The following is a 12,582-nucleotide window of genomic DNA, read 5'->3' as shown; positions in this document are numbered from 1 at the left end:
CAGCGCAAGATCGTTCATGGTGGGTGTGGTCTCCGGGAAATGGTTCGGATCGGCTTAAGCAACCAAATCCTACGTCATTTCAACGGCTTGCGCCACATCCACCAACCCCCATGAATTTTTCAGGCTAGGATCCGGACCCATCAAGGGATTCCACTGACGGTGATTTTATGAGTCACGGTCTCCAAAGGGAGGCCACAGATGAATCGCGATTATTTCTGGCTGACGGAGGGAGCAGGTTTCGCGGCCGCAGGCGCTGCTGCCAACCGACACGCGCGGCAAGCCAAGAATCGATGACCGCCGAGCGATTGGCGGCATCGTCCATGTCCTCAAGTCCGGCGGCCGCTGGGTCGATGCCCCGCAAGTCTACGGGCCGAGAAAGACGCTCTACAATCGCTTTGTCCGATGGGCTGCCAAAGGCGTTTGGGTCGACATCTTCCACGCCCTGGCCTCGGCTGGCGGTCCTCCGGCTGAGGTCCTGATCGACTCTTCGGCCGTGAAGGCGCATCGCTGCGCTTCTGGCGGCAAAGGGGGGAGCAAAATCAGGCGATCGGCCGGTCGCGCGGTGGGCGAACCACGAAGATCCACGCCCTGACCGATGGCCTGTGCCGCCCGATCGCTTTCCTCTTGACCGGTGGCCAGGTCGCCGATTGCAGCGCCGGAGATTTGCTTCTGGAGCAGATGCCCAAGAGCCCGATCCTGCACGCCGACAAGGACTATGATACCAATGCCATTCGCCACAGGTCTAGGCTAAAGGGGCGATGCCGAACATTCCGCCGAAGCCAACCGGCGCTGGAAGAACTGCTTCTCCCCGTTCCTCTACCGTGATCGCAACGCCATCGAGCGCATGTTCGGACGGCTCAAGGATTTCCGCCGCATCGCCACCAGATACGATCGATCGGCCACGAACTTCCTCGCTGCCGTCTGCCTAGCCGCTACGGTCAGTTACTGGCTGTGACAGTTGTCCTCGACAAACAGAAGCGAACTTGCGCCCTGAAGCAGGGTGATCGCTTCAGAAACGGTGCGAAGGAGTATGTCACTCGCCGGCTCGATGTCGTGGATGAGGCCGGCGGCCTCACCAATCATGATCGCGGCTATTGTGGGATCGCCGCTTGCCCACGCTTCCCGGTAGGCAGCGGACTGCGCGTCAATGTCGGCAAGGAGATGGGCCTCATTGCCGTGCCAGGCTTCCGTAAAAGCATTCTTCCGAACGCGCAGTGAAAACCGCGATGGCCAATCCAGGCGGCGCGCTAGGTCCATCACCGAGGTTCGAACCGTGTCGTCTCCGGTCGCGGCAAGGGCAGCCTGGTGCAGATTTGGATGAACGAGAGCCTCCAACGAGGCCCAGAAACGTGATCCCATCACGACGCCATCAGCGCCAAGCATCAGCGCCGCTGCAAGCCCACGACCATCGGCGATGCCGCCGGCCGCGCAGATGAGCGTGTCCGGCGCCCGTCGCCGTACCAAGTTCGCGACCTCCGGAACAAATGTGAATGTCGCTCGCTTCTCACCGTGACCGCCGGCTTCCGCGCCTTGGGCGACGACAATGTCGGCTCCGGCATCAAGAGCGCGGCGCGCGTCGTCGAGGCTCTGGACCTGGCAGATCAAGGGGACCCCGGCGGCCCGTATTGCCGGCGAAAAAGGCGCCGGGTCGCCAAAGGATAGGAAAATCGCACTTGGTCGCCGCTCCAGGGCCTTATCGAGTAGGCGCGGGTTCCTGGCGAGTGACCAAGTTATGAAGCCGCAGCCGACAGGTCGGTTGCCAGATCGCTCGAACTCTCGCGTCAGCCAATCAGCGTCGCCATAGCCGCCGCCGATAAGCCCAAGCCCTCCGGCTGAACTGACCGCACCTGCGAGTTCCCCGCCCGATGCGAATGCCATCGGCGCGCTGATGATCGGATGCTGCAGTTTAAGCCGATCAGTGAGACGGGTTACGATGCGCATCATCACTCCAATAGATTGCCTTGAGTATCGCAGGTTCGGTTGATCCTATCGAGCCCCGCTCAGCGCCCGCGACTAACGGCAACCAGAGCCGCCAGCGCAGTCGACCGACGGTTATGAGTCCGGACCCTAACCCATCAGCAAACTTACGACCGGGCTTTGAGCCCGTCACCGATCGATCCTATGGCGCTGCGGTTACCTGGACCGACCTGAAACCAGCCTGTCCCAGCCTTAGCTTCAGTCCATCCAGCAATGCGGCACGAAGCAGATTTCAAGATCATGCGCGGCGTGAGATCTGCGTGGCCATCATCCTGAACCTCGTAGGCGCCAAATGGGCCTCGGCACATGAGGTCACTAACACTCTCGGTCTCTTTAGCCGCAGGCGGCAGTGAGCTCGGCTCAGCGCTCGTAATCGTTATCATTTGAGCGCTGGGTCTTGCGGTCCTGCTCTTCCGACTGCCGTGCCTTCTGTTTGTTGGCGTCCTTCTGCTTGGCTGCCACCTTCTCCTGCTCGGTGCCGGTGCGCGGCTGCTCCGGCTCGCGGGGATCGTCCCGAGTTGGAAGGTCTCGCCCTCGCGGCTCGCGCTCGGGGATCGGCTCGCCACCGCCACCACCACGACGCTGCTGCCGCTCGAATTGCAGCCGCGCGAGACGGTCGTGCATCTTGTCGTTCACCTCTTCACGATACTGTTCGAACTGTCCTTGATGCGCCGGCGGCAGCGTCTCGCGCATGTTGTCCAGAGCCTGATTGACGCGGGCCATCTGACGCCGCATTTCCAAGGGGGTCTGCGCCATGTCCAAATCTCCTATCAGTGCATTCAATTCTCTCATACCGGGATGGGACAGGAAAGACTTTTGCCCCGATTGATCAGCTCCGCGACCCGCGGCAGGACCTGGCTGCTGTCCCTCCCCTGTCCGATCGCGACGGAACCGCAGAAAATTGTTGCCGATCGACTCCGCTGCCGTGAGAGCCTGACCGACTATGCCCGCGGTCCGCATCGTCGTCACAGTCTTTTGCCATGCGGCAGCGATTGCATCGCCGTTCACGACTAGGGATTGTCCATCCAAACGGCGTTGCCGCTTGGCCTCCACTCGCTCGATCGTCCTGGCGCTGACCTGATAGCGCGGATCGCTCTGGGCGCGGCTATAAGCCCCGGCATGCTCCTTCGTGAACGGACGCGTCATCGCATGGTCCATGCGCCGCGTCGCCACCATCGCAATGCCGTTCTCGCGTGCTTTTTCCGCAAAGGTCTCGCGCCAGGCTGCGAGATCCGGCTTGTAGAATTTCAGGCGCTCGCCGTCGGCTGACCGTGCCTGCACCATTGCATGGATATGGACGTGCTTGGTGTCGTTGTGATGCGCCAGGACGAACTTGTATCCTGGCGCTCGCTCCTCGAGCACGCCGCGCGCCGCGGCCATGACGGCGTTGGCATCGGTGCCGGCTCTTGCCGAGAAAAGCAGGTGATAGGCATTGCGGCGTTCACGCCCCGAAAACTGCGGGCGCCATTGTTCGTACACCGCAGCCGCAGCCTTGGTGGAACTCTTCACCCCAGGCACGGGCTCGCCATTTGCGTGGCGGACGTGGCTGTTGGTGCGGATGAACTTCTGCAGGAAATATTTCGCTTTAGGTTCACGGCTCACGGCCGCCGTTACCTCTGCCTTGGCTACCAGCCCCGCCGCGCCCATTGCTTCGGACAAGCGCGCCTCGATCTTGTCGAGCGCCTTGCTGCGCGAATTTTCCCGACCGCCGGCCAGCACCTTGGCGAGCGGTCCGGCCCGCTCATCGGTGTGCGCGTATACCTGCACCGTCTGTCCATCCTGCGCATAGAGGAACGGTTTTGCACCGAAGGCCTTGTTCAACGCCTCGCTCAAGGCGGCATCGCTGACCTCGCCGGCGAGGTCGAAACGAGCTTCGATAAAATTGGTATTTTCCAAGGGCGGTTCGAACGTTTCGCAAAACGTCTCCAGGAACGCCTTTCGTGCGGCACCTGTCGCAAGCACCTGCCCATCCTCGTCGAAAATCTCGATGTCGTGTTTCTCGCCTTTTTCGTCGTCGCGCTTACCGATGTAATTGAGCAGCCGGGCGGCGGCTTCCTTGGTCGACGGAGGATTGGGCATGACCTTAAACACGGCAGGCTGCGCACCCGCCGCATAGCCTGCCCGTGCCGCCACGGCGCGCGCCCGATAGCCCGCCCGCGCCGCTCGTCCTGTAGCGCTCGCGCGATCGGTACCACGGCCGCCGCCGCCGCGCCGCTTCCAGTCTTCCTCCTCCTCTTCCGGCCGGAAACCGGCGAGCGTGGCGCCATAGACCATGATCGGGGCGCTAGCGGCCCTGGGCAAACTCGCAGCAGCAGTGGACTTCGGTGCCCTGCTCGACATGGAGCTCCCCGCCACTCCTGTCCCTCCCGGCGACGAACGAGGGGCGTTCCTGCCGCCACCTCCCATCGAGCCTGCTTGTCCTTGCCCGAGGCGTCCGCCGCCGCCGGCCCGCTCATGACTGTTCATCGCCTGGAATTCACCGGCCTCGCGTCGGGCGCTCGTCAGAGACTCGTCGTTGTCCAGGTCCTCGCGCTTCGCTCCCGACTCGCCCCGCAGATAGCGTTCGATTTCGGCCGCGTAGCCAGCAAGACGACCGCTCATGGCCTGGCCTCCCTCGCCTTGCGTGACCCGCCAGTCATCGCCTTCAGTTCCTCGCGAAAATGCCGCACCAGGTCTCCCACGGCGATCAGCGCCTGCTCAAGATTCTCGTCAGAAGGAATGCGGCCGTCGTTCATGGCACGCACGGCTTGATTGAAATTGACGCCGACGCGCCGCAGCTGATCAGTCATCTCCACGATCGCCGGCCGCAACGCCTCTGACGCGATAGGCAGATGCCCGGCCTCTGCCCGCACAAGACGCCGCACGACTTCGCTGACGGTCACGCCGTCCCGCTCCGCAATGGCTTTGAGGCTGGCCAGCTCGTCAGCCGAAAACCGGATGTGCGTCACCTCGCCATAGCGTCGTGACGCACTCTTCACCGCGGCTTTCTGGGCGTCTGCATCCATCTCTCAAGCCCGTTGCGGGCGCTAAGGCCCGCCAGGGCTGCGCCGCCTATTTTGTGTGTATCACAAAATAGGCTATCCTGCCAGGAAGAAGCAGAAATGATTGAGGGCGTGTTTTCTCACCAGCGCAGTTGTCGACGGCACAGCCCGACTCAAGCGTCGCAATGTCTCCATCGTGATTTGTTGTGATGTGGCGTTGAAGACTTGTTTCCATGTTAACATGGAAACATCAGGGCGGTCTGCACTCCGGTCAGCCCGGCAGATCATTCCTCGCATGAAGATGGCAACCGCCGCGTTGGTGACTGCACCCTGAACGAGCCCTTATCGGTGCGCGCCTGGGTTGCCAAACCAGTCTTCCCCGTTGACTATGTCACCATGTTTTGACCGTGATATCGTTCCCTGTGTCCATGATGACTTATGTCCTTGTTAACATGGACACAGGGAGCCCACGCCGGAAAGAGGCCCCATGATCATCTCCGCTGCGATCCCCAAGGGCGGCACTGGCAAATCGACGATGCTGCGCGCGCTCGCATCCGTCGCGCTGCATCGGGGCTATTCGGTCACTCTCATCGACGGCGACCGGCGGCAGAACATGAACCGCTGGTTCCAGATGCTGGGTGAGGCTGGCAATCGTCCTGACAGGCTGCAACTGGTGAGCGCGATGACCCCGCAGGAAGTCCTTGACGCCGCAGCCATTCACAACGGTGAGCGCTCCGTCGTATTGATCGATACGGAAGGCACCACAAATGACAACCTCATGGCCGGGCTCTACGCCGCCGACATTGTTGTCGTGCCGGTCTATTTTGCCCTCGACGATGTGACCGCCGCCATCCAGATCACTGACCACTACATCCCGCTGGCGGTCGAGAGCCGGGGTAGACCGCTGCCTGCGATATTCGTGCTGACCAAGCAGACCATCATCGATGGCAGGGCGCGAGCCCTGACCGAACTGCGCGCCATCATCCAGGCCAACGGCACGCCGATTGCAGAACACGTCCTGCACAATCGTGTTGCCTACCGCGATCTTCAGACCGGGCAGACCCTTTACAGCCATGGGGTGCCTGATGCGAAGGCGATTGCCGAGAGCGAAGGGGTCTTCGACGACCTTCTGCAAACCTTCATCGAAGCCACAAGGAACGCGGCATGAGTGAAGAAACCGCACCGAAACCCGGTCACGACAAGAAAGCCCGCATGATGAAGGCGATTTCCACGCAGCCGCCGGCACTGCCGAGCATGTTCATTTCATCGCCGAAGATCGAGGCGCAGAAGCTGGAGCCGAATGTCGGATCGGCGATGTCGCAGACGCCCGAGCCGGCATCGGGTGCAAGCCCTGACTTTCGCAAGCTGCTGCGGCAGGGTCAGAAAAAGGATCCGATAGCCGGCAAGAAGATTCGCGACGAGGAGATGATCCGCTGCGGGTATTACCTGACGGCTGCGGAGCAGCGCCATTTCAAGCTGCTGGCGATCAGCAACGGCCACAGCATGACCGAACTGCTGCGAAAGGCTGTGCAGGATTATATCCGCATTCATAAGCACAAACTGCCGAAGGAATGACCGACGGTATGGAGCCGCTATCGCCTGTTGCGACAGGTGATGTTCGTGGCTCTTGCTATGTGCGAAAAAAAGGGCCCGCGACGATACTTCGTCGCGGGCCCTGAGATGTTTGCCTACTTGGATTGGTTGAGGTGTTTCAGCAGTTGACCAAGGAAGTCGTCCCGGTCCGGAAGCGCACTGGCTGCCGCTTTGTCGCCGACCAGCTTTGCCGCCAGTTTGGGCGACAACGGCATGAAGTCGTAGCCGTGTGAGATGGCTGCATGGCGAAGATCGTCAAGCGCTTCGAACGCGCGATCGCGGGTGCCAAGCCAAAGACGGGGCTCGTCGGTTTCCTGGTGCGGGAACGCTTGCAGGAAGTAGGTCCGAAGCGGTGGGTCGTAGCCGATGACAGCGTCTGGATCGGAGTGGCCCTTTCCGGTGACGGTGCCAGTGACAGTGATAGTGTAGCGGCTCATTGCAACCTCCTTTTGCCGGTGGGGAGCCGGCCCCTTGCGGGGCCGGCCACCGATGCCTCACTGGGGGTTGTTCCAGAGGATGACCTTCTTGTTCTCCTCGCCGCCCGGGGCGGGTGCGAGGTTGCCGAAGATGACGCCGATCTCAGGCGCTTCCAGCTTGACGGAGAGGTATTCCTCGCCCGAACGCTGGGAGGTGCGGTGCCAGCCGGCTCCGATCTCGAAGCCAGTGCGCTTGTTGACGATCCGGTAGTCGGGCGCGTCCTCGCGCGACTTGTTGGTGTTCGGGATCAGGGTGATCGGGGCGTTGACCCGGAGCGTGGCAAAGACGCCTTCCATCGAGCCGTCGGCCTTGGTGGTGAGGTTTGCGATCGTGGTGGCCATGGTAGTTCTCCTTCGCTTGCATCGGGACCATTCCCGATGGCGCCAAAGGAGAGGGCCGTCCTGCTGCGGTCATCTCGGCGAAAATTCTGGAAAATTCTATTTGCCGAAAAAACAGCGTGCAGGCCCTTCGCCTGTCCGCAGACAAAAACAGAAATCGAATTTTCCTGAATATTCGCCGAGATGTACCCCCAACGGGGGTTGACCGCACAAAGCAGGCGGTCGTCTACAAAGGCGACATGAAACGGGAATGGCCCCGGATGCGGCAGATGGACAAGAACTCAGGCCGCCATCGCTTGACCGCCGACGCAACGCTGCCGGATCTCAGGAAAAGGCTTACCCCGCCAGCCTCTCGGGTCATCGTCTGCGTCGTCAAAGACCTCGAACAGCAGCCTGGCGCGTGAACCGCCTTGCGTGTTCGGCATGGCGGCACAGCGGTTTCGAGTTCGGAACCGACTGGCAGCGAACTTCACGCCCCTCTCGGCGAGGCCTCGCAACCAGGTTGGATGACCAAGTAAGCCAGGATGTTCGGCACGCTTGCACCCGCTTCAGATGCGAGACAGATCAAGATGATCATCTTGCACAACGCCTCGCGGCTCTGCGCGTGGGCCGGTTTTGAGAGAGGCCGGCCCCGGCCGTTTATAAAGTGGAGTTGGGGGGCGGGGCAGGATCAAGCATATCGAATCGGACCCGCCGGGCTGTCAGGGGGACCGCCCGTACATCATCCTGGCAACGCCCGACGCTCGTCCGGCGTCATGCGGGCTTCGGCTTGGCGGCGAATGTCCGGACCGACATGGCGGAGCATGGCGCACCAGTCTTCCACATTGTACGTCGTCGCCATGCTGCCCCTGGCCAGATCGTAAATGACGCACGGCTTGTTCGCGATGGCGAGCCGAAGCACGTTGACGGCCGTCCCGGGTGATGCGCCATCCCAGATCATCATGCCAAAGTCGGCGCGCCGCGCCATCTCCCGATCTTTGGCAGCGTGGAACCAATACCCGTGAGCGCCTTCAGGAGACGGGACATGGTAGGCAGCCCAGTCGCCCAGATTGTTGCGAGGTTCCTTGCCCGCATGGAAGACCCCGACATGTTCGTAGCCGTAGCCAGCGAGCAGGCCCTGCGCCTCGGCATCGGCCCCAGACGCGTCGCCAATCAGCACGCCGTGCTCTGCAGCGACGATCGCGCCGATGCGAGCGATGGCAGGTTCCGGCAGCTCGAATATCTCGCGTGATCCACCTATGAATATCATCGATATCGTGACTTTCCCTTCTCTCTAGCGCCCCCCGCCCCGCGCCGGCCGCCCTCTCCCTCGCCCCTGCGAGAGGGATCGTCACCCGAAGGCCGAGACGGCGAAAGCCGGCCCGGGGAGCGGCGAGGCGCCGCGACTAGAGCCCGGCCGGCCGTAGGCCGGCGCGCCCGGACCCTGCCGCTGGTGCTCATGCGCTCGATCCAGGAGTGAGCTTCTGGCTGGCCGACAAAAGCCACTAGCTCCACGCGCGTAACGCCTCCGGCACGATCCGACCCTGTTGATCGGACAACTCGCCCTCGACCACCGCGATGCCGGGCAAGGCGTCGGCAGCGGCCCGGTCAAGGACGCGCTGCATCGCTGCGTCGCCGGCGCCGACATCGTGGTGGGCCGCGCGGTGGTGGTGCGGGCGATCGATGACTGATTGTCGCGCGGGAATGAATCCCTGCGGCGGCCGCCGGCCGGTGCGGATGGCGCGCGGTGCGCTGTTTGGCTGGATCACGCCTGGCGCGAGGCCGTAATAGCCGACGACTGCGTCCTGGTCGTGAACGATCTGGACGCGGGTAAACCCGCGGGCCTGGTTCGTTCGGGCGAAGCCGGCCAGCCAGGCGTCGAGCGCGGCTTTGCTGCAATCGAAGCTGCCGAGGCGGTGCGCGTCGTTGAGGAGTTCGATGCCTGAAAGCGCCACCTAGAGCGTCGGACGTTCAGTTTGAATCGCGAGGGATTCCAGTGAGGCGTGGTTCATGATTCACTTCCTGTAGGAGGTGATTTGCCATGCCCAAGCCCTATTCGCTCGATTTGCGTGAACGTGTTGTGCGGTTTGTCGAGGCTGGCCACTCGCGGCGTGCGGCGGCGGCACATTTTGGGGTGTCGGTTTCGTTTGTCGTGATCCTGATGAGGAACTATCGAAAGACCGAGAGCCTGGCGCCCAAGGCCAGCGGTGGCCGCCGCCATTCCAAGCTCGACCCGCATCGTGCGTTCCTGCTTGGCCGTGTGGCCGAGAAGGATGACATCACCATGCCGGAGCTTGCCGCCGAACTGGCCGCTGCTACAGACGTCCAGGTCGCTCCTGCCTCGATCTCGCGCTGGCTCATCAGGAATGGCTATCGCTTCAAAAAAAACGCTGCTGGCCAGCGAGCAAGATCGTCCCGACGTCAGCAAGGCGCGGCAGGAGTGGCAGACCAGGCGCCAGCCGCGGATGCGGCTTGAGCCACATCGGCTGGTGTTCATCGACGAAACCGGAACCACTACGAAGATGACACCTCTGCGCGGCCGCTGCCTAAAGGGCCAACGGCTGCGCTCAAAGGCACCGTTCGGGCATTGGAAGACGCAGACCTTCATCGCCGGGTTGCGCTGTCATGGGCTCACGGCCCCTTTTGTTATCGACACGCCGATGAACCGGCGCATCTTCGAAACCTATGTCGAAACGCAGCTCGCTCCGACGCTGGCAAAGGGCGATGTCGTCATCCTCGACAATCTCGCTGCCCACAAGAGCCCGGCCGCCGAGGCAGCGATCCGGGCCAGAGGCGCTGGCTGCTCTTCCTGCCGCCCTACAGCCCAGATCTCAATCCCATCGAAATGGCATTCGCCAAGCTCAAGGCGCACCTGCGCGCAAAGGCCATCAGAACCATCGACGCCCTGTGGCAGGCCATTGGCGATATCTGCAATCTCTTCTCTCCAACAGAATGCAGAAATTACTTCGCAGCCGCAGGGTATGGACTCACATGAAAGTCCGCCGCTCTAGCGGTCCCAGGGCGAGGACCGGCGCAACCGCTCGGCCGCCTTCGGCGGGGACGCAGCGGCGGGGGGTGAGATCGCCTGCACTAAGGCGTCATAGGCTTCCGGGAAGACGCGGATGACGGTTTCGTTGAGGATGGCGGCCTGCGCCTCGTGGAGTGCTGCGCGCCGCATGAACTCCGTGCGCGACAGGCCGAGCAGCTGCGCGCCGCGGTCGATGATCGTGAGATCATTGTCGCGAAACCGCATCGAGACGGATATCTTCCTATTTGCGGCGGCGGCCATGGTGCGTACCTGTGCTGGAATGGACATACGTCGGTGCAATGCAGCATGACACCGGATTTGCGTGACGAAGCCATTCCTGTTCCTGCGACCGGCGTACAGGCATGCGGAAACGGCGGACTGATCCGATCCGAGGTATGCTCCCTGCCGCGAAAAGAGAACGTCAATCCAGACGGCTGACGCGGCGGCCCTCGCTGCGCGCTTCGATAAAGGCGCCTGCGATCTTCATCATGAATGCCTTGCTGAAACGACCGAGGGGTTTACCGTCGGATTCGATGTACCAGGAGCGTTCGGCAATATCGTAGTTGTATTCGTCAACCACGATCCAGCAGCGCTTGAGATCGCTCAGACCGGCGCGGCGGCACTCGATAGCGGAGACTTCCAAACCGACCCGATCGCCGGGCGGTGGCTGGGTGGTTATCGCCAGGAGCGCGAGATGGGTCAGGCCATCTCTTGCGCCGCCGACAGCGATGACCACGCAGGTCGGCCGGCTCTTGCGGCCTTCCGTTTCGCCGCGCTCGTGTTGCCATGCCCAAAGATACGGGTAGGAGATCACCTGACCAGGCAGAAATCTACCGCTCATCATCGTATCCTTCCCCGCGCGCCAGTCGGTCGATCTCGGCGGCGAAGAGTTCCGTGTGGTCCTCCGGCATCTCGGAGACATGGTATGCGCGGCGGGGATCACTGCCGATGCGCATCCGTTCGTAGTGCTCGTAACTCATCAACACGAACCGGGGTTTGCGGTGCTTGGTAAGAATAACGGGTTCGCGGCTGGCAACGTCGGTGACGTCGCCAACCTGCTTGTTGAGATCCCCCGTCGTGAACTGGCGCATGGCTGGACTCCTTATCGATCTCCATATTATCTGGATTTTCTTGATTTGCAAGAAAACGGCGCTCACGCGCCGTCCTCCGCGAACCGCCACACGGGGATGCCGAGCCGACGCGCCTTGTCGGCCAGGTTCTCGGTGATGCCGGAACCGGGAAAGACGATCAGGCCGTAGGGCACCACCGAGAGAAGCTGATCGTTGCGGCGGAACGGAGCCGCCTTGGCGTGTCGGGTCCAGTCCGGTTTGAAGGCGATCTGGGTGACCTTGCGGTTCTCGGCCCAGCAGGCGGCGATGCGTTCGGCGCCACGCGGGCTGCCGCCGTGGAGCAGGACCATGTCGGGATGCTTCTCGCGGGCCTTGTCGAGCGCGTTCCAGATCCGGTCGTGATCGTTGCAGTCGAGACCACCGGCGAAGGCAATCTTGGTGCCGGCAGGAACGAGCACCTCGGTTTCGGCGTGGCGGCGGGCGGCGAGGAAGTCGCGGCTGTCGATCACCGAAGCGGTCATCGCCTGGTGGGAGACCTTGGAGCCAGTGCGCGGCCGCCATGCCGATCCGGTTTGTGCCTCGTAGAGGTCGGCAGCCTCATCGCGCATGATTTCGAGCACGTTGCGGCGCTCGATATAGGTGATGCCTTCCGCAGTCAGCCGCTCCAGCTCGACGGACTTCACCTCCGAGCCGTCCTGCTCCTGCTGGCTCGAACGCTGCGCCTCCTCATTGCGGTCGAGGTTGCGGGCGACGCGCTCGGCTGCGCGGTGGAAGACGTTTGCGAAGGACCAGAGCAGGTCGTCAAGATCGGGTTCGAGCCTGGTATCGCCGAGCATGCCGGCGAAGCTCTCGACGATCCCGGCGAGGCCAGCCCGGATCACCTCGTCGTCGGGAAGTGGCCGAGGATCGGGTTCGTCCTGATGCGGGCGATGGCCGTACATCTGCAGTTCGAGGATGACACGATCGGTCGGCGAGGAGGCGTGGTAGGGCTCATAGGCCTCGTCGAAAGGAAGCTCGTAGGTCATGGCGTGTCTCCATCGGTTGTGGCCGCGCCCATCGCGGCCTGACAGCGCATCCCGGCCGCGCCGCGGACGCGGCCGCACCGAAGGCCGAAGCGCGAGCGGTGGACGGCGCAGCCG

General features: G+C 62.6%; 14 protein-coding genes and 2 pseudogenes. 5 read left to right on the top strand and 11 right to left on the bottom strand.

Features of this window, described 5'->3' with window-relative positions:
* Positions 1-198: 198 nt before the first annotated feature.
* Positions 199-955, top strand: a pseudogene (locus NKH90_RS33460) (IS5 family transposase).
* On the opposite strand, the gene NKH90_RS33455 reads toward NKH90_RS33460, so the two are convergent.
* The 3 genes from NKH90_RS33455 to NKH90_RS33445 all read right to left on the bottom strand — a co-directional run bounded on the left by NKH90_RS33455 (position 943) and on the right by NKH90_RS33445 (position 4,982).
* Complete coding sequence (locus tag NKH90_RS33455) at positions 943-1,941, bottom strand: NAD(P)H-dependent flavin oxidoreductase (RefSeq protein WP_036246111.1); 999 nt, start codon at positions 1,939-1,941, stop codon at positions 943-945. The pseudogene NKH90_RS33460 and the gene NKH90_RS33455 sit on opposite strands and share 13 nt — an antisense overlap.
* Positions 1,942-2,337: 396 nt before the next feature.
* Positions 2,338-4,251 (bottom strand): relaxase/mobilization nuclease domain-containing protein, encoded by a 1,914-nt coding sequence (locus NKH90_RS33450; RefSeq protein WP_352823534.1) that lies wholly within the window; start codon positions 4,249-4,251, stop codon positions 2,338-2,340.
* A gap of 323 nt (positions 4,252-4,574) precedes the next feature.
* On the bottom strand, positions 4,575-4,982 hold the full coding sequence (locus tag NKH90_RS33445; protein WP_352708966.1) for a plasmid mobilization protein: 408 nt from the start codon (positions 4,980-4,982) through the stop codon (positions 4,575-4,577).
* A gap of 463 nt (positions 4,983-5,445) precedes the next feature.
* Here NKH90_RS33445 and NKH90_RS33440 point away from each other — a divergent pair, with 463 nt between their 5' ends.
* Both NKH90_RS33440 and NKH90_RS33435 read left to right on the top strand, forming a co-directional pair.
* Positions 5,446-6,126, top strand: coding sequence for a nucleotide-binding protein (locus NKH90_RS33440; RefSeq protein WP_352453812.1), 681 nt, complete (start codon positions 5,446-5,448; stop codon positions 6,124-6,126).
* Entirely contained in the window at positions 6,123-6,533 is a 411-nt protein-coding gene (locus NKH90_RS33435) for a hypothetical protein (RefSeq protein WP_352453813.1), read from the top strand. The genes NKH90_RS33440 and NKH90_RS33435 overlap by 4 nt, the downstream gene beginning before the upstream one ends.
* A gap of 113 nt (positions 6,534-6,646) precedes the next feature.
* Here NKH90_RS33435 and NKH90_RS33430 read toward each other — a convergent pair whose 3' ends face one another.
* Both NKH90_RS33430 and NKH90_RS33425 read right to left on the bottom strand, forming a co-directional pair.
* A complete protein-coding gene (locus NKH90_RS33430; RefSeq protein WP_352708963.1) occupies positions 6,647-6,988 on the bottom strand; it encodes a hypothetical protein in 342 nt (113 codons plus the stop codon).
* Positions 6,989-7,045: 57 nt separating this feature from the next.
* Entirely contained in the window at positions 7,046-7,369 is a 324-nt protein-coding gene (locus tag NKH90_RS33425) for a DUF736 domain-containing protein (RefSeq protein ID WP_023803002.1), read from the bottom strand.
* Positions 7,370-7,635: 266 nt separating this feature from the next.
* On the opposite strand from NKH90_RS33425, the gene NKH90_RS33420 reads away from it, so the two are divergent.
* Complete coding sequence (locus NKH90_RS33420; RefSeq protein ID WP_352453815.1) at positions 7,636-7,770, top strand: hypothetical protein; 135 nt, start codon at positions 7,636-7,638, stop codon at positions 7,768-7,770.
* A gap of 317 nt (positions 7,771-8,087) precedes the next feature.
* On the opposite strand, the gene NKH90_RS33415 is transcribed toward NKH90_RS33420, so the two are convergent.
* Positions 8,088-8,615: a hypothetical protein gene (locus tag NKH90_RS33415; protein WP_352453816.1), complete on the bottom strand. Its 528-nt coding sequence runs from the start codon at positions 8,613-8,615 to the stop codon at positions 8,088-8,090.
* A gap of 235 nt (positions 8,616-8,850) precedes the next feature.
* Positions 8,851-9,300, bottom strand: coding sequence for an N-acetyltransferase (locus NKH90_RS33410; RefSeq protein WP_352453817.1), 450 nt, complete (start codon positions 9,298-9,300; stop codon positions 8,851-8,853).
* 86 nt (positions 9,301-9,386) lie between these two features.
* On the opposite strand from NKH90_RS33410, the pseudogene NKH90_RS33405 reads away from it, so the two are divergent.
* Positions 9,387-10,340 (top strand): annotated as a pseudogene (locus NKH90_RS33405) (IS630 family transposase).
* A 12-nt stretch (positions 10,341-10,352) separates the two neighbouring features.
* On the opposite strand, the gene NKH90_RS33400 reads toward NKH90_RS33405, so the two are convergent.
* From NKH90_RS33400 to NKH90_RS33385, 4 genes are all read right to left on the bottom strand, one after another.
* Positions 10,353-10,634 (bottom strand): type II toxin-antitoxin system TacA family antitoxin, encoded by a 282-nt coding sequence (locus tag NKH90_RS33400; protein WP_352707965.1) that lies wholly within the window; start codon positions 10,632-10,634, stop codon positions 10,353-10,355.
* Positions 10,635-10,794: 160 nt separating this feature from the next.
* Positions 10,795-11,214 (bottom strand): hypothetical protein, encoded by a 420-nt coding sequence (locus tag NKH90_RS33395; protein WP_352453908.1) that lies wholly within the window; start codon positions 11,212-11,214, stop codon positions 10,795-10,797.
* Complete coding sequence (locus NKH90_RS33390; RefSeq protein ID WP_352453907.1) at positions 11,204-11,464, bottom strand: type II toxin-antitoxin system prevent-host-death family antitoxin; 261 nt, start codon at positions 11,462-11,464, stop codon at positions 11,204-11,206. Before NKH90_RS33390 ends, NKH90_RS33395 begins: the two co-directional genes overlap by 11 nt.
* A 62-nt stretch (positions 11,465-11,526) precedes the next feature.
* Positions 11,527-12,468, bottom strand: a complete 942-nt coding sequence (locus NKH90_RS33385) for a DUF2493 domain-containing protein (protein WP_352453906.1) — start codon at positions 12,466-12,468, stop codon at positions 11,527-11,529.
* Between the last annotated feature and the right edge of the window lie 114 nt (positions 12,469-12,582).

It is taken from the genome of Mesorhizobium sp. M0898 (assembly GCF_040319695.1).
In the GTDB taxonomy this organism is placed as follows: domain Bacteria; phylum Pseudomonadota; class Alphaproteobacteria; order Rhizobiales; family Rhizobiaceae; genus Mesorhizobium.
Note: the sequence above shows the minus strand (reverse complement) of the source record. Positions and strands in the feature narration are given on the sequence as shown.